Origin of the sequence: Geodermatophilus chilensis, assembly GCF_002802985.1 — a bacterium.
Classification (GTDB): Bacteria; Actinomycetota; Actinomycetes; order Mycobacteriales; family Geodermatophilaceae; genus Geodermatophilus; species Geodermatophilus chilensis.
The window spans coordinates 1-24642 of the sequence record NZ_NVPT01000084.1 but is presented as its reverse complement, the minus strand read 5'-3'; the positions used below and the strand labels follow the sequence as shown (position 1 = coordinate 24642).

21 protein-coding genes and 1 pseudogene are annotated in these 24642 nt (G+C 74.5%); 4 read left to right on the top strand and 18 right to left on the bottom strand.

Annotation, left to right across the window (positions count from 1 at the left end; all coding sequences use genetic code 11):
* Positions 1-162: 162 nt before the first annotated feature.
* The 8 genes from CNO22_RS15220 to CNO22_RS15185 all read right to left on the bottom strand — a co-directional run bounded on the left by CNO22_RS15220 (position 163) and on the right by CNO22_RS15185 (position 9009).
* Positions 163-837, bottom strand: coding sequence for a prepilin peptidase (locus CNO22_RS15220; RefSeq protein ID WP_100500169.1), 675 nt, complete (start codon positions 835-837; stop codon positions 163-165).
* 5 nt (positions 838-842) lie between these two features.
* On the bottom strand, positions 843-1646 hold the full coding sequence (locus CNO22_RS15215) for a shikimate dehydrogenase (RefSeq protein WP_100500173.1): 804 nt from the start codon (positions 1644-1646) through the stop codon (positions 843-845).
* Positions 1643-3244: an endolytic transglycosylase MltG gene (mltG, locus tag CNO22_RS29710; RefSeq protein WP_100500168.1), complete on the bottom strand. Its 1602-nt coding sequence runs from the start codon at positions 3242-3244 to the stop codon at positions 1643-1645. Before mltG ends, CNO22_RS15215 begins: the two co-directional genes overlap by 4 nt.
* Positions 3241-3909 (bottom strand): Holliday junction resolvase RuvX, encoded by a 669-nt coding sequence (gene ruvX / locus CNO22_RS15205; RefSeq protein WP_232807060.1) that lies wholly within the window; start codon positions 3907-3909, stop codon positions 3241-3243. Before ruvX ends, mltG begins: the two co-directional genes overlap by 4 nt.
* A 5-nt stretch (positions 3910-3914) precedes the next feature.
* A complete protein-coding gene (gene alaS / locus CNO22_RS15200; protein ID WP_100500167.1) occupies positions 3915-6623 on the bottom strand; it encodes an alanine--tRNA ligase in 2709 nt (902 codons plus the stop codon).
* Between the two features lie 62 nt (positions 6624-6685).
* Complete coding sequence (locus CNO22_RS15195; protein WP_100500166.1) at positions 6686-6964, bottom strand: hypothetical protein; 279 nt, start codon at positions 6962-6964, stop codon at positions 6686-6688.
* Positions 6964-7389: a DUF948 domain-containing protein gene (locus tag CNO22_RS15190; RefSeq protein ID WP_100500165.1), complete on the bottom strand. Its 426-nt coding sequence runs from the start codon at positions 7387-7389 to the stop codon at positions 6964-6966. The genes CNO22_RS15195 and CNO22_RS15190 overlap by 1 nt, the downstream gene beginning before the upstream one ends.
* A 237-nt stretch (positions 7390-7626) precedes the next feature.
* The gene (locus tag CNO22_RS15185; protein ID WP_100500164.1) at positions 7627-9009 is read right to left on the bottom strand and encodes a replication-associated recombination protein A; all 1383 of its coding nucleotides are present in this window, start codon (positions 9007-9009) and stop codon (positions 7627-7629) included.
* A gap of 35 nt (positions 9010-9044) precedes the next feature.
* On the opposite strand from CNO22_RS15185, the gene CNO22_RS15180 reads away from it, so the two are divergent.
* Positions 9045-9905 (top strand): aldo/keto reductase, encoded by an 861-nt coding sequence (locus tag CNO22_RS15180; RefSeq protein WP_100500163.1) that lies wholly within the window; start codon positions 9045-9047, stop codon positions 9903-9905.
* A gap of 781 nt (positions 9906-10686) precedes the next feature.
* A complete protein-coding gene (locus tag CNO22_RS29095) occupies positions 10687-10941 on the top strand; it encodes a hypothetical protein (RefSeq protein ID WP_232807058.1) in 255 nt (84 codons plus the stop codon).
* A 92-nt stretch (positions 10942-11033) separates the two neighbouring features.
* Here the strand turns inward: CNO22_RS29095 and aspS are convergent, their stop codons facing one another.
* From aspS to CNO22_RS15155, 4 genes are all read right to left on the bottom strand, one after another.
* Positions 11034-12809, bottom strand: coding sequence for an aspartate--tRNA ligase (aspS, locus tag CNO22_RS15170; protein WP_100500162.1), 1776 nt, complete (start codon positions 12807-12809; stop codon positions 11034-11036).
* A gap of 63 nt (positions 12810-12872) precedes the next feature.
* Complete coding sequence (locus tag CNO22_RS15165) at positions 12873-13859, bottom strand: aldo/keto reductase (protein ID WP_232807057.1); 987 nt, start codon at positions 13857-13859, stop codon at positions 12873-12875.
* 82 nt (positions 13860-13941) lie between these two features.
* On the bottom strand, positions 13942-15204 hold the full coding sequence (gene hisS, locus CNO22_RS15160; protein ID WP_100500160.1) for a histidine--tRNA ligase: 1263 nt from the start codon (positions 15202-15204) through the stop codon (positions 13942-13944).
* Positions 15201-15884 (bottom strand): MBL fold metallo-hydrolase, encoded by a 684-nt coding sequence (locus CNO22_RS15155; protein ID WP_100500159.1) that lies wholly within the window; start codon positions 15882-15884, stop codon positions 15201-15203. Before CNO22_RS15155 ends, hisS begins: the two co-directional genes overlap by 4 nt.
* A 151-nt stretch (positions 15885-16035) precedes the next feature.
* On the opposite strand from CNO22_RS15155, the gene CNO22_RS15150 reads away from it, so the two are divergent.
* Together CNO22_RS15150 and CNO22_RS15145 are read left to right on the top strand one after the other, a co-directional pair.
* On the top strand, positions 16036-16857 hold the full coding sequence (locus CNO22_RS15150; RefSeq protein ID WP_100500158.1) for a peptidylprolyl isomerase: 822 nt from the start codon (positions 16036-16038) through the stop codon (positions 16855-16857).
* On the top strand, positions 16854-17567 hold the full coding sequence (locus CNO22_RS15145) for a peptidylprolyl isomerase (RefSeq protein ID WP_100500157.1): 714 nt from the start codon (positions 16854-16856) through the stop codon (positions 17565-17567). Before CNO22_RS15150 ends, CNO22_RS15145 begins: the two co-directional genes overlap by 4 nt.
* Positions 17568-17671: 104 nt before the next feature.
* On the opposite strand, the gene CNO22_RS28380 is transcribed toward CNO22_RS15145, so the two are convergent.
* From CNO22_RS28380 to secD, 6 genes and pseudogenes are all read right to left on the bottom strand, one after another.
* Positions 17672-18208, bottom strand: coding sequence for a hypothetical protein (locus tag CNO22_RS28380; RefSeq protein WP_198588355.1), 537 nt, complete (start codon positions 18206-18208; stop codon positions 17672-17674).
* A gap of 148 nt (positions 18209-18356) precedes the next feature.
* Positions 18357-18650: pseudogene (locus CNO22_RS30140) on the bottom strand (acyl-CoA dehydrogenase family protein); the annotation flags it as partial.
* Between the two features lie 63 nt (positions 18651-18713).
* Entirely contained in the window at positions 18714-21191 is a 2478-nt protein-coding gene (locus tag CNO22_RS15135) for a RelA/SpoT family protein (protein ID WP_198588354.1), read from the bottom strand.
* 91 nt (positions 21192-21282) lie between these two features.
* On the bottom strand, positions 21283-21876 hold the full coding sequence (locus CNO22_RS15130) for an adenine phosphoribosyltransferase (RefSeq protein WP_100500170.1): 594 nt from the start codon (positions 21874-21876) through the stop codon (positions 21283-21285).
* Positions 21873-23288: a protein translocase subunit SecF gene (secF, locus tag CNO22_RS15125; protein ID WP_198588353.1), complete on the bottom strand. Its 1416-nt coding sequence runs from the start codon at positions 23286-23288 to the stop codon at positions 21873-21875. Before secF ends, CNO22_RS15130 begins: the two co-directional genes overlap by 4 nt.
* Positions 23285-24460 carry a protein translocase subunit SecD gene (gene secD / locus CNO22_RS15120; RefSeq protein ID WP_232807056.1) on the bottom strand — a complete coding sequence of 392 codons (1176 nt, stop codon included), beginning with the start codon at positions 24458-24460 and terminating at the stop codon, positions 23285-23287. The genes secF and secD overlap by 4 nt, the downstream gene beginning before the upstream one ends.
* Positions 24461-24642 lie beyond the last annotated feature (182 nt).

Here is a 24642-nt window from a genome sequence, read left to right as displayed (position 1 = left end):
TCGTCGCAGTAGCGTTGCTGTGCGTCATCTATGCTGTGTTAGTTTCGTCGTTTACTTTCAGGGTCGCGAACACGACCGCGGCCGCGATGTCGAGAGTGTTCGGCAGGGACGGGGCCGTGGCGGGCCCCTGCAGGGGGCCGGCCCGGGAAGGGGGCCACCCGCTCAGGTGGGCAGGGCTTGACCCTGCAGGGCGATCGCCAGCACCGCACCCGCCAGCAGCGGCGGGCCGAACGGCAGCGCGGTGCGCCAGCCGGCCCGCCCGGCGGCCACCAGGGTCACCGACGCCGCGGCGCCGGTGACCAGGCCGAGGAACACCCCGGCCAGCAACGCGCCCCAGCCCACCCAGCCGAGCACCAGCCCGAGCAGGCCCAGCAGCTTCACGTCACCGAACCCGAGGCCCCGCGGGGAGAGGACGGCGGCGCCGGCGGCCAGCCCGAACGCAGCCGCGCCGGCCAGTCCGGCCCGCAGCAGCGCCGGCCAGGTGCCGAGCGCGACGGCGTCGACCAGCAGCGCCGTGGACACGGCCGCGTACGCCGGGACGGTCACCCGGTCCGGCAGCCGGTGGACGGCGAGGTCGACCTGCGCGAGCACCACCCCGGCGACCCCGGCCCACGCCAGCGCCACGGTGCCCGGCCGCACGCCGCCGGCCAGCAGCGCGCCGGCCAGCGCCAGCGCCACGAGGACGACGGTCAGCGCGGTGCGCAGCGGGCCGGCCGGCGCCGCGTCGTCCCGCCGGGCCAGCCGGACCGACACCCGGGCCAGCCACGGCCCCAGGACCAGCCCGCCGACGAGGGCCAGGGCGGTGACCGCGACGGGCGGGAGGTCCGCGGCGGGCACGCCGGTCAGCGGGAACTGACGGCGGCGTCGAGCGCGCCGCGCATCGCCACCAGCGGCGCCGGCTGCCCGGTCATCAGCTCCACCTGCGCGGTGGCCTGCCAGAACAGCACCTCGAGGCCGCCGACGACGGTGCCGCCGACCTCGGTGACCGCGGTCGCCAGCGGCGTCGGCCACGGGTCGTAGAGGACGTCGAGGACGGTCTGCCCCGCCGTCCAGGGCAGCCGCGCGACCGCCAGCTGCCCGCCGACCGGCACGGTGCTGACCACGACCTCGGCCTCGACGACGGCCGAGGCCAGCGAGACCACCGTCGTCGGGACGCCGAGGGTGTCGAGCACCCGCAGCAGGTCCCCGGCCCGGCCGGGCTCGCGGACGACGACGTCGACGTGCGCGGCGCCCAGCGAGGCCAGTGCGACCGCCGCGGCCGCCGCCGTCCCCCCGGCGCCGACGATCGCGGCGCGGTCGACCGAGGTGACCCCGGCCTGCTGCAGGGTGGTGCCGACGCCGAGGACGTCGGTGTTCTCGGCGCGCCAGCCCGCCCCGGTGCGCACCAGCGTGTTGGCCGCGTGCAGCAGGCGCGGCAGCGGCTCCACCACGTCGGCGACGTCGACCGCGGCCTGCTTGCAGGGCATGGTCACCGAGAAGCCGCGCCACTCCTCCCCCAGCCCGGCGAGCAGGACCGGCAGGTCCTCCGCGCCGACGTCCAGGGCGTCGTAGCTCCAGTCGTCGAGGCCCAGCGCCGCGTAGGCGGCCCGGTGCAGCAGCGGGGACAGCGAGTGCCCCACCGGGCGGCCGAGGACGGCCGCCCTCACCCGCCCGGCTGCTCGCGCAGCCACTGCTGGAACAGCAGCACGTTCTGCTGGTGCTCCTCGGCGGTGCGCGCGAAGCGGGTCTCGCCGGTGTCGGGGTCGATGACGACGAAGAAGCGCCAGTCGCCCTGGGCCGGGGAGAGCACCGCCTCGATGGCCTGCTCACCGGGGTTGCCGATCGCCCCCGGCGGGAGCCCGGTGTGCACGTAGGTGTTGTACGGCGAGGGGTTGGCGCGGTCCTGGGGCGTCGTGGTGATCCCGGACTTGCCGTTGGCGTAGTTCACCGTGGTGTCCAGCTGCAGCGGCATGCCGTCGGCGAGCCGGTTCTCCAGCACGCGGGCGACCTTGGCCATGTCCTCGGGCGAGGCGGCCTCGGCCTGCACGATGCTGGCCTTGGTGAGCACGGTCAGCCGGTCGGCCTCGGGCACCTGCAGCGCGTCGAGCGCCTGCTCGGTCCGCGCCACCATGGCGGAGAGCACGTCGGCGGGCGTGTCGTCGGGCTCGATGTCGTAGGTGGCCGGGAACAGGAAGCCCTCGAGCATCCCGTTGGCGTAGGCCGGCAGCCCGATCGCGGCCGGGTCGGTGGCGACGGCCTGCAGCTCGGGCAGCGGCGTCCCGGTCTCCTCGGACAGCAGGGCGAGGGTGGCGGCCACGGTGAGCCCCTCCCGCACGGTCACGCGGGTGACCTGACGGGCCGAGGGGGCCAGCAGCAGGTCCAGGGCGGCCTGGCCGCTCATCTGCGAGCGCAGCGCGTAGACGCCGGGCTGGATGCCGGTCGCGGCCGGCTCGGTCTCGGCCGCGTCGACGAACGGTCCGGGCGAGGCGATGACGCCCTCGGCGACGAGCGTGCGGGCGATGTCGCTGAGCGTGTCGCCGGAGGAGACCCGCACCTCCACGGTGCCGCTGCCCTGACCGGTGTAGTCCTCACCGCCGGGGTTGACCAGCCCGATCAGCGCCTTGCCGCCGTAGAAGATGCCGCCCACGAGGCCGGCGAGGACCAGCAGCGACAGGATGACGGCCAGCGGGCTGCGCCGACGACGCCGGCGGCTGTCCCGCCCGCCACGGGGCGGCTCGTCACCGCCGTACCCGTCGGCGTCGTGCTCGTCGTGTTCGTGGCCCACGTGCTCGGCCCGCCGGCCGCGCCGCCGTCGGCGGACGTCGTCGGAGCCGGAGGCGCCGAGCACCTCCAGGCCGCCGGTGGAGTCGGCGTCGTCCCCGTGGTGCACGTCGTCAGGGTGCGCCCGGGTGTCGGCGTGGTCCGCGCCGGGGACGGCGGGGACGGCGCCCACCCCGACCGTGGCGTCGTCGGCGGCGCCGTCGGGACGGCGGGAGAGCCGGGACCAGGCCCCCGCGGGCATCGGCGGCAGGTCGGGCAGCGGCTCGGAGGGGTGCCCGGACTGCCGGTCACCGGCCTCCGCGACCGGCCCGGTGCGGTCGCCATCGGCCCGGCGACGGCGCGGGACGGGTCCGGAGGTGCGGCCCTGGTCCCCGACCGGCGGCCGGCTGGGCATGGAGGCCAGCCAGGCGGACGCGGGCACGCCGCTCGGGGAGTCCGGCGAGGCGTGCCGACCCCGCCGGCCCGGCGGGGTCGGGTTGGTCACGGGCGCTCCCGCTGCGCGTCCAGATAGGCCTGGAGGATCACCACGGCCGCGGCCTGGTCGATCACCGAGCGCTGGCGGCGGGTGTCCAGACCGTTCGCCCGGAGGGAGCTGGCTGCGGTCACGGTGGAGAGCCTTTCGTCGACGAGGTGCACGGGCACGGAGCCGATGCGCCCGGCGAGTGCCCGAGAGTAGGCACGCGCCTCCTTCGCCGACGCGCCCGACGCACCCGAGAGGTGCCTCGGCTCTCCCACGATCACCTCTGTCACCTCGTGTTCCGCGACGAGTGCGGCGATGCGGTCGAGGTCGGACTCGTCGCGGGCCCGCGGCACCGTCTCCAGCGGGCTGGCCAGGGTGCCGGTGGGGTCGGAGATCGCCACACCGACCCGCACGCTGCCGACGTCGATGCCCAGCCGGCGGCCCTGCCGCCGCGGCCGGGGCGGGATGGGCAGGCCGCCGGGCAGCCCGCCGGAGAGGTCGATCTGCGCGGTCTCGTGCCGCACCGGCGGGAAGCCGGCACGCAGGTCGATCTGCTCGGTCGCGTGGTGCACCGGCTGCTGCGGCGGGGTGGGTGGTGTGGCGCGCGGCCGCGACGGGGGGACGGCGGGCCGCCCCTGCATCGGGCGCTCGCCCGCCGGACCGGTCTGGTCGGGGTGCTGGTCGGGCACTCCGCTCACCTCCCTGCGGCGGTCGCGACCGCCTGTTCGCCGGCCTGCAGGGCCGCTGGGATGCCCGCGGGGTCGGTACCGCCCCCCTGGGCCACGTCTGGCTTGCCTCCGCCACGTCCGCCGACCGGGGCCGCTGCCGCCCGCAGCACGTCGCTGGCGGTGACCCCGCGCTCCTGGGCGGCCGGGTTCAGGGCCGCCACGAGAGCCACCTTGCCCCCCGACTCGGACGCGAGCAAGACCACCGCCGGGCGGTCGCTGGGGAGCCGACCGCGGACGTCGAGGGCCAGTGTGCGCAGGTCCCCGCCGCCGAGTCCGCCCGGCGCGCCGGTGACCACGGAGACCCCGCCGACGTCGCGCGCACCGACGGCCAGCTCCCCGGCCGCGGCCAGGGTCTGCTGGGCGCGCAGCTCGGCGAGCTCCTTGTCGACGTCCCGGAGCCGGGCGAGCATGCCGCTGACCCGTTCGAGGACGGTGTCGGTCGGCGTCTTGAGCAGCTCCCCGAGCTGGCGGACGAGGTCGCGCTCGCGGGCCAGGTAGCGGAAGCCCTCCAGGCCGACGACGGCCTCCACGCGGCGGGAGCCGGAGCCGACCGACGACTCGCCGGTGAGCGCCAGCGTGCCGATCTGGGCGCTGCCCTGCACGTGGGTGCCACCGCACAGCTCGCGCGACCACGGGCCGCCGATCTCCACGACGCGCACCTGCTCGCCGTAGGTCTCGCCGAACAGCGCCAGCGCACCGATGGCCTGGGCCTCGGGCAGCGTCATGTAGCTGGCCCTGACGCGGTGGTCGGCGCGGACGGCGGTGTTGGCGACGTCCTCGATGTCGTGCCGCTGCTGCTGGCTCAGCGCGCCCTGCCAGGCGAAGTCCAGCCGCAGGTAGCCGGGCCGGTTGTAGGAGCCGGACTGGAGCGCCTGCGGGCCGAGCACCTGGCGCAGCGCGGCGTGCACCACGTGGGTGCCCGAGTGCGCCTGGCACGCCGACAGCCGCCACTCGCGGTCGACCTCGGCGGTCAGCTCGGCGCCCTGCCGCAGCTCGCCCTCGAGCACCCGCACCTGGTGGGCGACCAGGCCCTTGACCGGGCGCTGCACGTCGAGCACCTCGGCGCGGCCGCCGTCCCAGGTGAGGACGCCGGCGTCGGCGACCTGGCCGCCGGACTCGGCGTAGAACGGCGTGCGGTCGAGCACGACCCGGGTGATCTCCCCCGGCCCGGCCGGGGCTGCCTGTCCTGCCCCGGACCCACCCCCAGCGTCCTCCTCGGCGGCGAGCTCGGAGACCAGGCCGAGCACGCGCGAGTCGGTGCGCAGCGTGTCGTAGGCCCGCCAGTCCGTGGGGCCGTGCTCGGCGAGCAGCCGGCGGTAGGCCAGGACGTCGACCGAGCCGGTCTTCTTGGCGCGGGCGTCGGCGCGGGCCCGGTCGCGCTGCTGCTGCATGAGCGCGCGGAAGCCCTCCTCGTCGACGCGCACGCCCTGCTCGGCGGCCATCTCGAGGGTGACGTCGATCGGGAAGCCGTAGGTGTCGTGCAGCGAGAACGCCTGCTCGCCGGAGAGGGACGGCATGCCCGCGGCCTTGGCCTCGCGCACGGCGGTGTCGAACAGCGCCGTCCCGGAGGCGAGGGTGCGCCGGAACGCCTCCTCCTCGGCGTAGGCGACGCTGGAGATGCGGGCGAAGTCGGCCTCGAGCTCGGGGTAGCTGGCCTTCATCGCGTCCTTGGACACGGGCAGCAGCTCGGGCAGGGTGGCCTCGTCGACCCCGAGCAGCTTCATCGAGCGGACGGCGCGGCGCAGCAGCCGACGCAGGATGTAGCCGCGGCCCTCGTTGCCGGGGGTGACGCCGTCGCCGATGAGCATCAGCCCGCTGCGCACGTGGTCGGCCACGACCCGCAGCCGGACGTCGTCCCCGTGAGCCGCGCCGTAGGTGATCCCGGCGAGCTCGGCGGCGCGGCGCAGCACCGGCGCCACCTCGTCGATCTCGTAGAGGTTGTTGACGCCCTGCAGCAGGTAGGCCACCCGCTCCAGTCCCATGCCGGTGTCGATGTTCTTCCTCGGCAGGTCGCCGACGATGCGGAACTCCTCCTTGCTCCGCACGTCGTCGATCTGGTGCTGCATGAAGACGAGGTTCCAGATCTCCAGGAACCGGTCCTCGTCGACGACCGGGCCGCCGTCGGGGCCGTGCTCGGGGCCGCGGTCGACGTAGATCTCGCTGCACGGGCCGCCCGGACCGGGCTGGCCGGTGTGCCAGTAGTTGTCCTTCAGGCCGCGGCGCTGGATCCGCTCGTCGGGCAGGCCGGCGATCCGCTTCCAGGCCTGGGCCGCCTCGTCGTCGTCGAGGTAGACGGTGACCCAGAGCCTCTCCGGGTCGAAGCCGAGCCCGCCGTCCTCCACCGAGCCGGTGATCAGGTCCCAGGCGTGCTGGATCGCCCCCTCCTTGAAGTAGTCACCAAAGGAGAAGTTGCCGTTCATCTGGAAGAACGTGCCGTGGCGGGTGGTCTTGCCCACCTCCTCGATGTCGAGGGTGCGCACGCACTTCTGCACGCTCGTCGCCCGCGGGTAGGGCGCGGGCTCCCGGCCGGTCAGGTACGGGATGAACGGGACCATGCCGGCCACCGTGAACAGCAGCGACGGGTCCGGGGACACCAGCGAGGCGCTGGGGACGACGGTGTGCCCGCGCTGGGCGAAGTGCTCCAGGAAACGGCGGCGGATCTCGGCGGTCTGCATGTCCTACTCGATCTGGGAGGCGCGGTCGGCCGGGCTGCGGCGTCCCGCGGGGAGGAGGGGACTCAGCGGTCGGTGGCGTCCCGGCCGGGCAGCTCGACCTGGCCGGCCTCGGGCAGCGGCGCGTCCAGGCCGGTGCCGGCCCGCAGCTCGACCTCCCGCTCGGCCATCGCCGCGCGCACGTCGGCGCCGAAGTCGCCGATCGCGTCGGCCAGGTCGCGCAGGCCCTCGGCGATCGAGGCACCGATGCCGGCCGGGGTCATCTTCTCCGCGGCCGCCGACAGCTTGCGGACGACGAGGGCGCCGATGGTGATCCCCATGGCGAGCCAGAACAGCCGGCGCATCAGGCGGCCCGCCGGGCGGCGCGGCGCGCGCGACGCTCGGCCTTGTCACGGGCGGCGGCGTCGGCGATGGCCTGGCCCTCGCGCTTCTTGCGCGCCGCGCTGCGGACGCCGTAGCTGAACGCGGCCACCTTGATCAGCGGGCTGCCCAGGGTGGCGGCGACGACGCTGGTCAGGGCGGCGACGTTGCTGGAGACGTTCGCGGCGTTGCCGGTGATGTCGTCGACCCGCTCGAGGTTGCTGTTGACGTGGGCCACCGTGGTGGACGCCTGGCTCAGGATCGGGCCGCTCTGCTCCCGGGTCTGGCGGATGGTCAGCGTCGCCTCGTCCAGCGTGCGACCCAGCTTGAGGATCGGGACGGCGAGCAGCACCACCAGCAGCACCAGCGCCAGCGCTGCGATCAGTCCGGCCCACTCTCCTGCGGACACCCGGTCCTCCTGGTTTATCGACGTAGATCTCGGCGTCCGGGCCCCCGCCGGTCGCCGCCGGCGGGCGTCGGCCCGGCGTGGTCACAGTAGTCGGGGGGCCCGACGCCCGTCCGTGCCCCGCCGGGGTCTCAGCGGCCGCGCCGGACGACGACCTCTGTCAGGCTCCGCGCCCCGGTCCGCTCCTCGCTCGTTCCTCGCTGCGATGCTCCCGCGGCTGTCGCCTGACGACGACCTCTGTCAGGCTCCGCGCCCCGGTCCGCTCCTCGCTCGTTCCTCGCTGCGATGCTCCCGCGGCTGTCGCCTGACGATCGCCCGCAGCTTGGCCAGCCGAGCGCCGATCGTCGCCTCCGCGCCGCGGGTGGTGGGCCGGTAGTAGTCCCTCCCCACCAGGGCGTCCGGCGGGTACTGCTGCGGCACCACGCCGTCGGGGTGTGCGTGCGGGTAGACGTAGGTGCCGCCGTGGCCGAGCTTCTTCGCGCCCGCGTAGTGCGCGTCGCGCAGCCCCGGCGGCACCGGCCCGGCCAGCCCCGCGCGCACGTCGGCGACGGACTCGCTCATCGCCACGGTCACCGCGTTGGACTTGGGCGCCGTGGCCAGGTGGACGACGGCCTGCGCCAAGGGGAAGTGGCCCTCGGGCATGCCGATGAAGGCCACGGCCTCGGCTGCGGCGACGGTGGTCTGCAGCGCCGTCGGGTCGGCCATGCCGACGTCCTCGCTGGCGGAGATGACCAGCCGGCGGGCGATGAAGCGCGGGTCCTCCCCCGCCTCGACCATGCGCGCCAGGTAGTGCAGCGCGGCGTCGACGTCGCTGCCGCGGATGGACTTGATCAGCGCGCTGGCGACGTCGTAGTGCTGGTCGCCGGAGCGGTCGTAGCGGACGGCCGCCTGCGCCACCGCCGTCTCGAGGGTGGCGAGGTCGATCTCGGCGAGGCCGGCCGCCACCGCGGCGCCGGCGCCGGACTCCAGCGCGGTGAGCGCCTTGCGCCCGTCGCCGCCGGCGATCCGGACCAGGTGCTCCTCGGCCTCCGCGCCCAGCGTGACCGCGCCGTCGAGCCCGCGGTCGCTGGTGAGCGCGCGGTGCAGCAGCCGGCGGACGTCGTCGTCCGACAGCGGCTGCAGGGCCAGCACCAGGCTGCGCGACAGCAGCGGGCTGACGACGGAGAAGAACGGGTTCTCGGTGGTGGCGGCGATCAGGCTGACGATCCGGTCCTCGACCGCCGACAGCAGGCTGTCCTGCTGGGTCTTGGAGAAGCGGTGCACCTCGTCGATGAACAGGACGGTGCGCCGGCCGGCGTAGGTGAGCTCGCGCTTGGCGCTCTGGATGACCGCGCGGACCTCCTTGACCCCGGCGTCGAGGGCCGACAGCTGCACGAACTGCCGTTTGGTAGCCAGCGAGATGACGTGCGCGAGGGTGGTCTTGCCAGTGCCCGGCGGGCCGTAGAGGACCAGCGACATCGGCTCGTCGGCCTCGACCAGCCGGCGCAGCGGCGCGCGCGGGCCGAGCAGGTGGGACTGGCCGACGACCTCGTCCAGCGACCGCGGCCGCATGCGGACGGCGAGCGGTGCGCCCGGGTCGACGCCCGCGGTTTCCTGCTCCGGCTCGTCGAACAGCGAACTCACGGTTGCGAAGTTACCCGCGGGGCACGACAGCCCCCGTGCAGCAGCGACGCATCGGAGACCGGACCGTCAGTGCCATCGGGCTCGGGGCCATGCCCCTGTCCACCAAGACCGACCGGCCCTCCCGCGAGGACGCCGTCGCCGTCGTGCACGCCGCGCTGGACGCCGGCGTGACGCTGATCGACACCGCCGACGCCTACGCCGCCGACGAGTCGGAGTTCGGCCACAACGAGTCCCTCGTGGCCGAGGCGCTGGCCTCCTACGGCGGCGACACCTCGTCGGTGCTCGTCGCCACCAAGGGCGGGCACACCCGGCGCGGCACGGACTGGGAGCTCGACGGGTCGCCGGCGTACCTGCGCCGCGCCTGCGAGGACTCGCTGCGCCGACTGGGCGCCGACGCCATCGGCCTCTACCAGTTCCACCGGCCCGACCCGGAGACGCCGTGGGAGGAGTCGATGGGCGCGCTGCGCCAGCTGGTGGACGACGGGCTGATGCGCATGGCCGGCATCTCCAACGCCGACATCGCGCAGATCGACGTGGCCCGCTCGATCGTCGGCCCGGCGCTGGCGAGCGTGCAGAACCAGTTCTCCCCCGGCTGGCGGTTCTCCGCCGACGAGCTGGCCCACTGCGCGGCGCACGGGCTGGCGTTCATCCCGTGGAGCCCGTTCGGCGGGGTGTCGGCTGCCGGGTCGCTGGACTCGTCCGCGCCGGCGTTCGCGGAGGTCGCCGAGGAGCTGGGTGTCTCGGTGTACCGGGTGACGCTGGCCTGGCACCTGGCGCAGTCCGAGGTCGTCGTCCCCATCCCGGGCGCCTCGCGGCCGTCGTCCATCCAGGACTCCGCGGCGGCCGCGGACCTGCAGCTGACCCCCGAGCAGCTCGCCCGCCTCGACGCCGCCTGAGCCGTTCCCGCGTGCCGAGTGAGCAGTTGCGGTCGCCGACACGCGCGGACACGCCGACGTCATCGACCACAACTGCTCACTCGGCCGTCGTCCACAGTCGGCCGCTCCGTCCACCGATCCGGCTGAGGCGTCGTCCACGACCGCTGCCGCCGCGACGGTCGCGGCGTGGCCGACTCCGAACTGGGACCCACCTACACCTGGCAGGACGCCCGGGATGCCCGGCTGACCCGCGCGCGGCGGCGGGACGACGGCGTGCGGGTCAGCCGCGGCGCCTACGTCTCCCGGGCCGTCCCGCTCTCCCTGCACGCTGCGTGCTGCGCCGTCCTGCCGCTCCTGCCCGCCGGCGCAGTGGTGTCGCACCGCACGGCTGCGGCGCTGCTCGGCGCGCCCCTGTCACACGACTGGCCGCTCGAGGTGAGCGTGCCGCCAGGCACCTACCGACCACGTCGCCGCCGGCTCCGGGTGCACGTGCGCGACCTCCTGGTCGAGGACGCGACCAGGCACGGCGGTCTCCCGGTCACGAGCGGGCCGCAGACGTGGCTCGACCTGGCGGCGGTGCTGCCAACGCCCGAGCTGGTCGCGGTCGGGCGACGCTCTCTACCGATCCGGGCACCTCGACCACGGCTCACTGGCCGGGCGCCTCGCGCGGGCGGACGGCACGCGCGGCGTCGTCCGGGCGCGGGAGTGGGCGTCGTTGCTGACCCCGCTGGCGATGTCACGCCCCGAGAGCGTGGTCCGCTGCGTGCTCATCGAGGCCGGTCTCCCCCACCCTGAACCTCAGGTGGAAGTGAAGAGCCCGTCCGGCCGGGTGGTCGCGCACAGCGACCTCGGCTGGCCGCAGTGGCGGGTGGCCATCGAGTACGAGGGACGGCAGCACGCGGAGCGCGGGCAGTTCGGCAGGGACCTCGACCGCTACTCGCTGATGGCAGCCGACGGCTGGCTCACGATCCGGTACGGCGCCGACCACCTCCGCCGGCCGGAGCTCATCGTCGACCGGGCGGCCCGGGCGCTGCGCAGCCGTGGCGCGGTCTGGTGACCCGACTGAGCAGTTGCGGTCGCCGACACGCGGCGACACACCGCGGTGGGCGACCGCAACTGCTCACTCGGCAGGCAGGTGACCGGCAGGGCTCAGCGCGTCGGGTCGGAGGGCCCCGGCGCGCCCGGCTCACCGGGGAGCGCGGGCTCCTCGGGCTTCGCGTCGACGCCGGCCTCCTTGCGCTGCGCCTCGGTGATCGGCGTCGGCGCACCGGTCAGCGGGTCGTACCCGGCGCCGGTCTTCGGGAAGGCGATGACCTCGCGGATCGAGTCCACCCCGGCCAGCAGCGCGGTCAGCCGGTCCCAGCCGAGCGCGGCACCGGCGTGCGGCGGCGGGCCGTAGGAGAAGGCCTCGAGGAAGAAGCCGAACCGCTCGCGGGCCTCCTCGCGGGACATGCCGAGGGTTTCGAACACCCGCTCCTGCAGCTCCGGGTCGGCGATGCGGACCGAGCCGCTGGCCAGCTCGTTGCCGTTGACCACCAGGTCGTAGGCGTCCGACAGCGCGGCGCCCTTGTCCTCGGCGAACCGCTCCCGCCACTCGGGGGTGGGCGAGGTGAAGGGGTGGTGCATGAAGGTCCAGTCGCTGTCCTCGGTCTCTTCGAACATCGGGAAGTCGACGACGAACAGGAACGACCACGTGCCCGGCTCGATCAGCTCCAGCCGCTTGGCGATCTCGTTGCGCGCCGCGCCCAGCAGTTCCTGGGCCGGGCGGCGCGTGCCCGCGGCGAAGAAGACGCAGTCCCCGGGCTGCGCCCCGACGGCCGCGACGAGGCCCTCGCGCTCGGTGTCGGAGATGTTCTTGGCCACCGGCCCGCCCAGCGTGCCGTCCTCACCGATCGTCACGTACGCCAGCCCGCGGTGCCCGCGCGACTTGGCCCAGTCCTGCCAGGCGTCGAACGCCCGCCGCGGCTGCGACCCGCCGCCGGGCATCACGATCGCGCCGACGTAGGGGGCCTGGAACACCCGGAACGGCGTCTGCGCGAAGTACTCCGTCAGCTCGGTGAGCTCGATGCCGAAGCGCAGGTCGGGCTTGTCGGAGCCGAAGCGGTCCATCGCCTCGCGGTAGGTCATCCGCGGGATGTCCGGCACCTCGTAGGAGGCCAGCTCGCGCCACAGCGCGCGGACGACGTCCTCGACCACGGCCAGGACGTCGTCCCGCTCGACGAAGCTCATCTCGAAGTCCAGCTGGGTGAACTCCGGCTGCCGGTCGGCGCGGAAGTCCTCGTCCCGGAAGCAGCGGGCGATCTGGTAGTACCGCTCCAGCCCGCCGATCATGAGCAGCTGCTTGAACAGCTGCGGGGACTGCGGCAGCGCGTACCACTTGCCCGGCTGCAGCCGCACCGGCACGAGGAAGTCACGGGCGCCCTCGGGCGTGGAGCGGGTCAGGTCCGGCGTCTCCACCTCGGTGAAGCCGTGCCCGGCCATGACGCCGCGGGCGATCCGGTTGACCTCGCTGCGCAGCCGGAGGATCCGGGCCGGGCCCTGCCGGCGCAGGTCGAGGTAGCGGTACTTGTAGCGGACGTCGTCCGAGGCGGCCTGGTCGGTCTCGATCGGGAACGGCAGCGGCGCCGCCGACGAGAGCACCCGCAGCTCGGCCGCGGCCACCTCGATCTCGCCGGTCGGCAGCTCCGGGTTCTCGTTGCCCTCGGGACGGCGGCGCACCTCACCGGTGACCAGCACGCAGAACTCGTTGCGGAGGGTGTGCGCCTCCTCCTCGCGGACGACGACCTGGACGTAGCCCGAGGCGTCGCGCAGGTCGACGAAGACGACGCCGCCGTGGTCGCGGCGGCGGGCGACCCAGCCGGCGAGGGTGACGGTGGAGCCGGCGTCGGACGCGCGCAGCGTTCCGGCGTCGTGGGTGCGGAGCACGGGGGCGCCTTTCTCAGTGGGCGGTGGGGCGGGCCGAGGACGGCTGGGTGGGTCGGACGACCGTCACCAGCGGTCGTGGACGTGCGCGCGGATGCGCTCGTCGTAGAGGCGCTCGAGGTCGGAGAGCTGGGCGTCGGTGAGCGACGGCAGCGCGGCCGCCGCGACGTTGCCGCGGACCTGCTCGACGGTCCGCGCGCCGGGGATCACCGTCGTGACGCCGGACTGGTCGATGACCCAGCGCAGCGCGAACGCCGCCGTCGGGGCGTCGCCGGCGATCTCGGCCACCTCGCGGGCGGCGGCCACGCCCACCTCGAACGGCACGCCGGAGAAGGTCTCGCCGACGTCGAAGGCCTCGCCGTGGCGGTTGAAGTTCCGGTGGTCGTCGGGCGCGAACGTCGTCGTCTCGTCGTACTTCCCGGTCAGCAGGCCGCTGGCCAGCGGCACCCGGGCGAGGATGCCGACCCCGGCCTGCTGCGCCGCCGGCAGCAGCTGCTCCAGCGGCTTGCGCCGGAAGACGTTCAGGATCACCTGGATGGTCTGCACGCCCGGGTGCTCCAGCGCCGTCAGCCCCTCGGCGACGGTCTCCACCGAGACGCCGTAGGCGGCGATCGACCCGTCGGCCACCAGCGCGTCGAGCGCGTCGTACACCCGCTGGTCGCGGTAGACCGCGGGCGGCGGGCAGTGCAGCTGCACCAGGTCGAGGGTGTCGACGCCGAGGTTGCGGCGGGAGCGGTCGACCCAGGCCCGCAGGTTCTCCGGCGTGTACTGCGCCGCCTCGAACGGGTCGGCGCGGCGGCCGACCTTGGTCGCCACGAACGGCCGGTCCGAACGGGCCACCAGCGCCCTGCGGATGCGCTCCTCGGAGCGGCCGTCGCCGTAGACGTCGGCGGTGTCGAGCAGGGTGACCCCGGCGTCGAGCGCGGCGTCGAGGACGTCGGCGGCGGCGTCGTCGTCGACGTCCCCCCAGTCACCGCCCAGCTGCCAGGTACCCAGGCCGACGACGCTGACGTCGGCCCCCGTCCGGCCGAGCGGCCGCTGCTCCATACTCATCGTTCGACTCCGCCCTCGTTCCGCTCCTCGGTCGCTGGCGCTCCCTGCGATGCTCGCTCGGGCGTCGTTCTCACGGTCGAGGTCACTCCCCTACGCTCGCACGCACGCGGTCGAACAGCTCGCCCACCGGAACGGGGTGCTGCTCGCCGGTGCGCAGGTCCTTCAGCTGGCCGACGCCCTCGGCCAGGTCGCGCTCGCCGATGACGACGACGTGCGAGGCGCCCGACCGGTCGGCGGCCTTCATCGCGCCCTTGAGCCCGCGCCCGCCGTAGACCGTGTCGGCCGCGACGCCGGCCCGGCGCAGCTGCCCGACCAGGCGCACGGCCAGCCGCTTGGCCTCCTCGCCCATCGGGACGACGAAGGCCTGCACGCCGGTCGCCGTCCCGATGTCGAGGCCCTCGGCCTGCACCGCCAGCAGCGTCCGGTCGACCCCGACGGCGTAGCCGATGCCCGAGACGTCCGGGCCGCCGAGGGCCGCCGAGAGCCCGTCGTAGCGCCCGCCCCCGCCGATGGCCGACTGTGCGCCGAGGCCGTGGTGCACGAACTCGAACGTCGTCTTCGTGTAGTAGTCCAGCCCGCGCACCAGCCGCGGCGCCTCGGTCCAGGTCACGCCGAGGTCGGTCAGGTGCTGGCGGACGGCGTCGTAGTGCGCCTTCGTGGAGTCCGAGAGGTGGTCGACCATCAGCGGCGCCTCGTCGAGCTGGGCCTGCACCTCGGGGCGCTTGTCGTCGAGCACCCGCAGCGGGTTGATCGCCGCACGCCGCCGGGTCTCCTCGTCGAGGTCGAGCCCCTCCAGGTAGGCCACGAGCTTCTCCCGGTACTGCGGCCGGCAGGTCGAGTCGCCCAGCGACGTCAGCAGCAGCTCGAAGTCGGTGAGCCCGAGGTCGCGGAAGCCCTGCACGCCCAGCGCCACCACCTCGGCGTCGAGCGCGGGGTCGTCGGTGCCCAGGGCCTCCATGTCGACCTGGGTGAAGTGCCGGTAGCGGCCGGCCTGGGGACGCTCGTAGCGGAAGGCGGAGCCGACCGTCCACAACTTCATCGGCAGCGCGCCGGTGTGCAGCCGGTGCTCGATGAAGGCTCGCATCAGCCCGGCGGTGAGCTCCGGGCGCAGCGTGAGCGAGCGGCCGCCGCGGTCCTCGAAGGTGTACATCTCCTTCGTCACGACGTCGGTGGACTCGCCCACCCCGCGGGAGAAGACGGCGGTCTCCTCGAACACCGGCGTCTCGACGTAGCCGTACCCGGCCCGCCGCAGCGGCGCGGTCAGCGCCTCCCGGACGGCGAGGAACCGCTCGGACTCCGGGGGCAGGACGTCGAAGGTGCCCTTCGGGGCGGTCAACCCGCTCACAGCCCGCGGCCCTTCGGCGCGCTCGCGGCCTGGGCCAGGTACGGGTTGGTCGCCCGCTCGCGCCCGACCGTGGTGGCCGGGCCGTGCCCGGGCAGCACCACCGTCTCGTCGTCCAGCGGCAGGACGACGTCCTGCAGCGAGCGCAGCATGTCCGCCCACGACCCGCCGGGCAGGTCGACCCGGCCCACCGAGCCGGCGAAGAGCACGTCGCCGGCCAGCAGCCCGGGGGCCTCGCCGAGGTCGAGGGAGAAGACGACCGAGCCCTGGGTGTGGCCCGGCGCGTGCCGCACGGTCAGCTCGACGCCGGCCAACGAGAGCACCGCGCCGTCGTCCAGCGGCATGACGTCGGTGGGATCGGGCAGCCGGACGCCGGTGACCAGCGGGGCCAGCTGCGGGCCGTGCCAGCGCGCCGGGTCGCTGAGCATCCCGGAGTCGGCCGGGTGCAGATAGGCGGGGATGTCGTAGCCGTCGCAGACCGGCAGCACCGAGAAGGTGTGGTCGAGGTGGCCGTGGGTCAGCACGACGGCGACCGGCTTGAGGCCGTCGTCGGCGAGCATCCGGGCCAGCGGCTCGACGGCGTCCATGCCGGGGTCGACCACCACGCACTCCTGCCGCGGCCCGGGGGCGACGGCGTAGCAGTTGGTGCCGAACGCGCCGGCCGGGAACGAGCGGATGAGCACCCGTGCAGGTTACGCGGGGCCCCCGCGCCGCTCCGGGCCTCTCCGCTGCCAGGGAACGGTCAGGTCCGGCACCTAGACTCGCGCAACGACCAGCGGGGTGCGGACGCACCGGACGTCCCCCCGCAGCCGTCCGTCTCGAGGAGTACCACCCGTGCCGAGCAACAAGCAGCGGCGGGAGGCCGCCCAGCGGCGCCTGCAGCGTCAGCTGGAACGCCGTGCCGAGCTGGCCAGGAAGCGTCGCCGCAACGTGCTGATCGGGGTCACCGCCGCCGCGGTGGTGCTCGTCGTCAGCGCCGTCCTGCTCATCACCGGCATCGGCGGCGACGACACCGACTCCGCCGCCGCGGAGCCCACCCCCACCCCCGCCACGACCCCGGGCGTGGTCGACGGCAGCGACGGCACCTGCGACTGGACGCCGGCCGACACCGCGGCCAACCCGAACCTGCAGGCCGACACCGGCACCCCGCCGGTCGAGGTGACGCCGACCGGCACCACCGAGGTGGACGTCACCACGAACTTCGGGCCGATCGGCCTGACGCTGGACAACGCCAACGCCCCGTGTGCGGTGGCGAGCATGGTGTACCTGGCCGGCCAGGGCTACTACGACGACACGGTCTGCCACCGGGAGACCGACTCCGAGGGCCTGAAGGTCCTGCAGTGCGGCGACCCCAGCGGCACCGGCGCCGGCGGCCCGGCCTACGAGTTCCCGACCCAGGTCACCGGCGACGAGACCTACCCGCGCGGCACGGTGGCGATGGCCAACAGCGGCCAGGGCTTCGACGGCAGCCAGTTCTTCCTCGTCTACGGCGACAGCCAGCTGCCGCCGAGCTACACCGTCCTCGGCACCATCGACGAGGCCGGCCTGGCGACCCTCGACACCATCGCCGCCAACGGCAACGACGGCAGCAACGGCCCGAACGACGGTGCGCCGACCCAGGAGGTCCGGATCCAGTCGCTGACGGTCGCTGCGTGAGCCGGCGGCTGCGCGCGGCGGCCGGCCTCGCCGGCGCGCTGCTGACCCTGTCGGCCTGCGGCGGCTCCTCCACCGACGCCGAGCAGGGCGAGGGCAGCCCCGGCGCGGGGGACGGCGGCGCCGCGGCGTCGGGCACGGTGACGTGCGCGTGGGGCGAGGGTTCCTCGGCCAACCCCTACCTCACCGAGGTGGCCCCGCCCGACGACGTCGTCCCCGCATCGGGCACCACCGACCTGCTGGTGACGACCAACCTCGGCGAGCTCACCCTCACCCTCGACCGGGCGGCCACGCCGTGCGCGGCCGCCAGCCTCGTGCACCTCACCGAGCACGGCTTCTTCGACGACACCCCCTGCCACCGCGAGGTCGACAGCGAGGGGCTGCAGGTGCTGCAGTGCGGCGACCCGACCGGCACCGGCGCCGGCGGGCCGACCTACACCTCGCCGACCGAGGTCACCGGCGAGGAGACCTACCCGCGGGGCACCGTGGCGATGGCCAACAGCGGCCAGGGCTTCGACGGCAGCCAGTTCTTCCTCGTCTGGGGCGACAGCCAGCTGCCGCCGGCCTACACCGTCGTCGGGACGGTCGACGAGGCCGGCCTGGCGGTGCTCGACGAGGTGGCGGCCAACGGCAACGACGGCTCGCTGGACCCCAGCCCGGGCGGCGGTGCCCCCAACGTGCCGGTGACCATCGAGTCGGTCACCGTCGCCTGATGCACCCGGGCGCGCCCGACCCCTGCGCCGGCTTCCCCCCGGGGGTCTCCGACCGCACCGACGACCGCCACCGGCTGCCCCGCGGCTGACCGCGGCGCGGCACCTCACTCCCGCGCCGCTCCCAGGCGCGCCAGCAGCGCGGCCTTGATCGTCGGGCGCGAGCCGAACACCAGCAGGAACGCCGCCTCCCGCGCCGTCCGCTCGGCGACCGAGCCGGTGCGCACGGCGGCGCTCCCCGTGGCGGCCACCAGCGCCCCGGCCGCGCGGTGCGCGAACGCCGCAGCGGCGGCGCGCGCGGCCGGCAGCCCGACCGGCCCGGCGGTGTCCGGCCCGGTGCGGACGGCGGCCAGCTCGTCGTCCAGCGGCGAGGGGCCGACCAGCCGGGTGCAGCGCAGCGCGAGACCGAGGGCCAGCGAGCCGTTGACCCGCAGCCCGGCGGCGTCCCCCGCGAGCAGCCCGGCCAACGGCGCGCTGTGCAGCAGGCGCCCGGCGGGGACGCGGTGCCCGGTCAGCCGGAGCTCGACGGTGCGGCTGGCGGCCACGGCGACCATCGGCTGCGGGGTGGCGGTCAGGGTCACGCCGTCCTGCGCGTCGGCCAGCACGAAGTGGACGTCGTCGCCGTCGCGCGCGGCGACGAGCACCAGGTCGACCAGCCCCCCAGCCGGTCACCCATGGCACGGCGCCGTCGAGCACCAGCTCCGCACTGTCCCGCCGGGCGCGGATGGCCGGCGGGCCCGGCCGCAGCGCCGCCTGCAGCGCGATGCCGGCGCGCCGGCGACCGGTGCAGAGGTCGGCGAGGGAGGCCGCGCGCAGCTCCGGCGGCCCGGCGGCCGCGAGCCGGCCGACCACGCCCAGGTGCTGCAGCCACACGAACGTCGTCGCGAGGTCGCCGGCGGCCAGCTCCTCGACGACCGCCGCGACCGTGGCCGGGTCGGCGTCGGCTCCCCCGGCGTCGGTCGGGCCGGTCAGCCCGTACAGCCCGGCGTCGGCGAGCCGGTCGAGGTGGCTGCGCGGCACGGACCCGGCGGCCTCGACCGCGGCGGCCGCCGGCGCGAGCAGCTCGGCGGCGAGGTGGTGGGCCACGGCCACGAGGTCGGTCACCCGGCCATCCTCGCCTCCCGGGCGGTGGGGGCAGGGAGTCCTTCTTCAGGCGGTGACGCGCTCGACGTCGAAGACGCCCTCCACGTTGCGCACCGTCTGCAGCACCGCGCCCAGGTGCGCCGGGTCGGCCAGCTCGAAGGTGAACCGGCTGACCGCGACCCGGTCACGGCTGGTCTGCACCGACGCGGACAGGATGTTCACCCGCTCGTCGGCCAGCGCCTTGGTGACGTCGGAGAGCAGCCGGTGCCGGTCGAGCGCCTCGACCTGGATGGCCACGAGGAACACCGATCCCGGAGCGGACGCCCACTCGACCTCGACCAGCCGCTCCGGCTTGCTCTGCAGGTCGGCGGCGTTGGTGCAGTCGGTGCGGTGCACGCTCACGCCGCCGCCGCGGGTGACGAACCCGAGGATGGCGTCACCGGGCACCGGAGTGCAGCACTTGGCCAGCTTCGCCCACACGTCGGTCATGCCGTGGACGACGATGCCCGGGTCGCCGCCCGCGGAACGCCGGTGCGCCGGGCGGCGCATCGGGATGGTCGTCTCGGCGATGTCCTCGACCGCGCCCTCGGTGCCACCCCGCGCGGCGATGAGCTTCTCGACGATCGACGAGGCGGAGATCTGGTTCTCCCCCACCGCGGCGTACAGCGCCGTGACGTCGGCGTAGCGCAGGTCCTTGGCCAGGGTGCCGAGCGCGTCGCCGCCGAGCAGCCGCTGCAGCGGCAGGCCGGCCTTGCGCATCGCCCGGGTCAGCGCCTCCTTGCCCGCCTCGACGGCGTCCTCGCGGCGCTCCTTGGTGAACCACTGGCGGATCTTGGTGCGGGCGCGGGAGGAGCCGACGAAGGCCAGCCAGTCCTGCGACGGCCCGGCGGTGGGCGACTTGGAGGTGAAGATCTCGACGACGTCGCCGTTGTTGAGCTTGCTGTCGAGGGAGACCAGCGTGCCGTTGACCCGGGCGCCGATGCAGCGGTGGCCGACCTCGGTGTGCACCGCGTAGGCGAAGTCCACCGGGGTGGCGTTGCCCGGCAGGCTGACCACGTCCCCCTTGGGCGTGAAGACGAAGACCTCCTGCGGACCGAGGTCGTAGCGCAGCGTCTCCAGGAACTCGCCGGGCTCCTGCGCCTCCCGCTGCCAGTCCAGCAGCTGGCGCAGCCACAGCATGTCGTCGGGCGAGCCGGTCTTGGCGCTGCGGCCCTCGCCGGGAGCCGGCCGGCCGCCGCTCTTGGCCTTCTCCTTGTACTTCCAGTGCGCGGCGATGCCGTACTCGGCGGTGCGGTGCATGTCGTGGGTGCGGATCTGCAGCTCGACCGGCTTGCCCTGCGGCCCGATCACCGTCGTGTGCAGCGACTGGTACATGTTGAACTTCGGCATCGCGACGAAGTCCTTGAACCGGCCGGGCACCGGCTGCCAGTGCGCGTGCATGATGCCCAGCGCCGCGTAGCAGTCGCGCACCGAGTCGACCAGGATCCGGATGCCGACCAGATCCCAGATGTCGGTGAAGTCGCGGCCGCGGACGATCATCTTCTGGTAGATCGAGTAGTAGTGCTTGGGCCGGCCGGTGACGACGGCCGGGATGCCGGCGGCCTTGAGCTGCTCGGTCACGGCGGCGGTGACCTCGGCCAGGTAGGTGTCCCGCGAGGGCGCCCGCTCGGCGACCAGTCGCACGATCTCGTCGTAGCGCTTCGGGTAGAGGGTCGCGAAGGCGAGGTCCTCGAGCTCCCACTTGATGGTGTTCATCCCCAGCCGGTGGGCCAGCGGGGCGAGGATCTCCAGCGTCTCGCGCGCCTTCGTCTCCTGCTTCTCCGGCGGGAGGAAGCGCAGCGTGCGCATGTTGTGCAGCCGGTCGGCCAGCTTGATGACCAGCACCCGGGGGTCGCGGGCCATCGCCACGATCATCTTGCGGATGGTCTCGGCCTGGGCGGCGTCGCCGAGCTTGACCCGGTCGATCTTGGTGACGCCGTCGACGAGGTGGGCCACCTCGGGGCCGAACGCCTCGGTGATCGACTCCACCGTCTGGCCGGTGTCCTCGACGGTGTCGTGCAGCAGCGCCGCGACCAGCGTCGTGGTGTCCATGCCCAGGCCGGCCAGGATCGTGGCCACGGCCAGCGGGTGGGTGATGTAGGGGTCGCCGCTCTTGCGCTTCTGCGTGGCGTGCGCGGCCTCGGCGAGGTCGTAGGCCCGCTGCAGGAGGGCGAGGTCGGCCTTGGGGTGGCTCTGCCGGTGCAGGGCGGCCAGCGGCTCCAGCACCGGGCGGACCAGCCCACTGCGCTGACCGGAGGCGATGCGGCGGGCCAGCCGGTCGCGCACCCGTCGCCGGGGTACGCCGCCCTGCGGGTCCTGCTCGCCGGGGGGTTCGGTGCCCACGTCGTCCGGACGACGGACCACCGGGCGGCTCGGGAGCGGCGGCCGGTCGCCGCCGTCGGACGTCGCCGTCCCGGCCGGCAGCGCCGGCGCTGCGTCGGCTGCCGGCAGAGCCGGCGCGTCGGGCCGGGCGGCAGCCACGTTGGTGGCGGCGTCGGGGCCCATGGCGACTCCTGCCGAGAGGTCGGTCGGGTGACCCTCCCCATGCTAGACGGGGAGGGCCTGCTCGCGACCCCACCTGGGGGTCGTCTACCTCTCAGGTGGTCCAGAGGGCGTGCACGGCGTGCGGCGCCAGCCGCTGCCGCCCGGCGAGGTCGGCCAGCTCGATGACCACCGACACCGCCACGACCACCCCGCCGAGGGCCTCGACCAGCTGGACGCTGGCGGCCAGGGTGCCCCCGGTGGCCAGGACGTCGTCGACCAGGAGCACCCGCTGCCCCGGCGTGATCGAGTCCGTGTGCACCTCGAGGGTCGCGGTGCCGTACTCGAGCGTGTAGTCGGCCGAGAGCCGCTCGCGCGGCAGCTTCCCGGCCTTGCGGATCGGGACGACGCCGACGCCGGCGTCCAGCGCGACCGCAGCGGCGAGCAGGAAGCCGCGCGCCTCGACGCCGACGACGACGTCGTAGCCGGGGTCGCCGGTGCCCGCGGTGGCGAGGGCGGCCGCGCGCGGGTCCACGAGGGACGGCGTGGCCAGCCCCTCGACCATCCGACGGAAGGCCGGCCCGTCGGCGAAGACCGGCGTCAGGTCGCGGAAGACGACCCCCGGCTGGGGGAAGTCGGGGATCTCGACGGCGTGCGAGGCGATCAGCTCGTCCAGCGGTGTGCTGTCCGCGGGGGCGCCGGCGGTCACCGGCGCTTCCGCCCGCCGGCGCGACGGGTGCCGGGCTGCTGGGGGCGCGCCCCGGGCCGCGGCGCGGCGGTCGCCCCGCTGCGCGAGGGCTGCGCCGTCCGCCCCGGATCGGGGCGCACCGACTCCGGTGACTCGACCACCACGTCGGCCCGGGCCGGCCCCAGGTCCTCCTCGCGCTCGGCGAGGGCGACGCCGGACGCCCGGCGCGCGGCCCCGCCCGCGCGGCGCGCGCTGGCGACCGGGCCGGCCGCGGTCGCAGGGGCAGCACCCTGCCGCGCCTGGGACGAGCGGCGGGCCAGCACCCGGCGGCGCAGCGCCTGCACCTCCGGCTCGCGCTCCTTGAGGTCGGCGACGATCGGCGTGGCCAGGAAGATCGAGGAATAGGCGCCCGCGGCCAGGCCGACGAAGAGCACCAGCGCGAGGTCCTTGAGCGTCCCGACACCGAGCAGCCCGGCGCCCACGAACAGCAGGCCGGCCACCGGCAGCAGCGCGATCACCGAGGTGTTGATCGAGCGCATCAGCGTCTGGTTGACCGCGAGGTTGGCCGCCTCGCCCCAGGTCATCCGCGGCGACTTGTCCAGGTCCCGGGTGTTCTCGTCGACCTTGTCGAACACGACGACGGTGTCGTAGAGCGAGAAGCCCAGGATGGTGAGGAACCCGATGACCGTCGAGGGGCTCACCTCGAAGCCGACCACCGCGTAGACACCGGCGGTGATGACGATGTCGTGCACGAGTGCCGCGATCGCACCGACCGCCATCTTGGGCTGGAACCGCAGCGCCAGGAACGCGATGACAGCGACCAGGAAGACGGCCAGCGCGATGAGCGCCTGGTTGGTGATGTCCTGGCCCCACTCGGCGCTGACCGCCTCGGGGCTGACCTGGTCGGGCTGCACGCCGGCCGCCGAGGCGAGGGCGTCGACGACCGCGCGCTCGGTGTCGTTGTCCAGCGCGCCGGTGCGCAGCAGCAGCGTGTTGCCGCCGACGACCTGCGCGGAGGCCACGTCGGCACCGGCCTCCTCGGCAGCCTCCTGCACCTCGGCCAGCTGCTCGGTGGAGCCCGGCAGCCGGAAGCTGTTGCCGCCGGCGAAGTCGATGCCGAAGTTGAAGCCGCGGAACACCGCCGCGGCGATGCAGAGCAGCACCACGACGGCGGTGATGCGGTAGATCAGCCGGCTGCGGCCGACGACGTCCAGCCCGGCCTCGCCGTTGTAGAGGCGGTGCGCCAGCGAGGCGCGGTGCGGCGGACGCCCGGTACCGGCCGCGCCCTCGCGGGGCAGGCCGGCCTGGTCGAGCGCGGTCTCGTCGGCGGCCGCGGCGGCGTCGGCCGTCGCGGTGTCGGCGGCCACCGCCTCGTCGGCGTCGGTGCCCACCGGCAGCTCGTCGGCGTCCGGACGGGGGTCGCGGCCGGTCATGCGTGGCTCCTGTCCTGCGCGGTGCGGCCGGTGCCGGCGGCGACGAGCTCGGGCTCGGCGGCGGGACGACGTCCCGCGGCCGCGCGCGGCCGGTCGAGGCTGCTGCCGAGGCCGGAGAAGCGGCTGCTGCTGAAGGCGCGGTAGCGGGCCAGCACCGCCATCAGCGGGTGGGTGAAGAGGAAGACGACGACCAGGTCGAGCACCGTCGACATGCCGAGGGTGAAGGCGAAGCCCTTCACGTCGCCGATCGCCAGCAGGTAGAGGATCGCCGCGGCGAGGAAGCTGACCGCGTCGGCCGAGAGGATCGTGCGCCGGGCCCGGACCCACGCCCGCGGGACTGCCGAGCGCAGCGTGCGGCCCTCGCGGATCTCGTCCTTGAGGCGTTCGAAGTAGACGACGAACGAGTCCGCGGTGATGCCCAGCGACACGATGAACCCGGCGATGCCGGCGAGGCTGAGCGTGAAGCCGATCTGCCGGCCCAGCACGACCAGGACGGCGTAGACGACCACCGCCGACAGCACGAGGCTGGCGATCATCACCAGGCCGAGGAGCCGGTAGTAGAGCAGTGCGTAGACGAAGACCAGCGCGATGCCGATGGCGCCGGCGACGAGCCCGGCCTGCAGCTGCTCGGCACCGAGCTCGGTGGAGATCGACTGCGCGGTGGCCTGGGTGAAGGTCAGCGGCAGCGCGCCGTAGCGCAGCTGGTTGGCGAGCTCCTCGGCGCTCTCCTGGTCGAAGGAGCCGGTGATCGTCGTCGGGTTGCTGGTGATCGCACCCTGGATGGTCGGCGCGGAGATCACCCGGCCGTCGAGGGTGAACGCGACGTTGGAGCCGACGTTGGCCGCGGTGTAGGCCGCCCAGGTCTGCTCGGCGTCGCTCTCGAAGTCCAGCAGCACGACCCACTCGCCGGTGCCCTGCTGGGTGCCGGCGCTGGCGTCGGCGATCTGCGTGCCCTCGATGATCGACGGGCCGAGCAGGTACTTGGCCGAGCCGTCCTCGGTGCACGCGGCGACGAAGCTCTCCGGCAGGTCGACCTCGGGGGTGGTGTCCTCGGGGTCGCAGGTCAGCGTGGCGTACTCGGCCGCGGCCTCCTCCTGCGTGACCGGCGGCGCGCCGGGCTCGGGCAGCGAGGGGTCGGCGACGGCGCCGTCGGAGGGCTGGATCTTATACACATCTGACGCTGCCGTCGACTTCTTACGTGTAGAACCTGGTGGTCGTCGACACAGTAAAAAAACAACCAAATACAGTGAGAAGAATGATGCGGATCAAGTGCGCTATAACACATACAAACGTTATATTATCCAGTCCATCATGTACCTACACTCCACAAATCACAATATACATGAACCCCATA

What these genes read in the sequence shown, in the direction of transcription:
- alaS (WP_100500167.1), bottom strand. Translation starts at nt 6,623, where the DNA reads ATGCAGACCGCCGAGATCCGCCGCCGTTTCCTGGAGCACTTCGCCCAG.
- CNO22_RS15195 (WP_100500166.1), bottom strand. Translation starts at nt 6,964, where the DNA reads ATGCGCCGGCTGTTCTGGCTCGCCATGGGGATCACCATCGGCGCCCTC.
- CNO22_RS15165 (WP_232807057.1), bottom strand. Translation starts at nt 13,859, where the DNA reads ATGAGTATGGAGCAGCGGCCGCTCGGCCGGACGGGGGCCGACGTCAGC.
- CNO22_RS15135 (WP_198588354.1), bottom strand. Translation starts at nt 21,191, where the DNA reads ATGGGCCCCGACGCCGCCACCAACGTGGCTGCCGCCCGGCCCGACGCG.
- secF (WP_198588353.1), bottom strand. Translation starts at nt 23,288, where the DNA reads ATGACCGGCCGCGACCCCCGTCCGGACGCCGACGAGCTGCCGGTGGGC.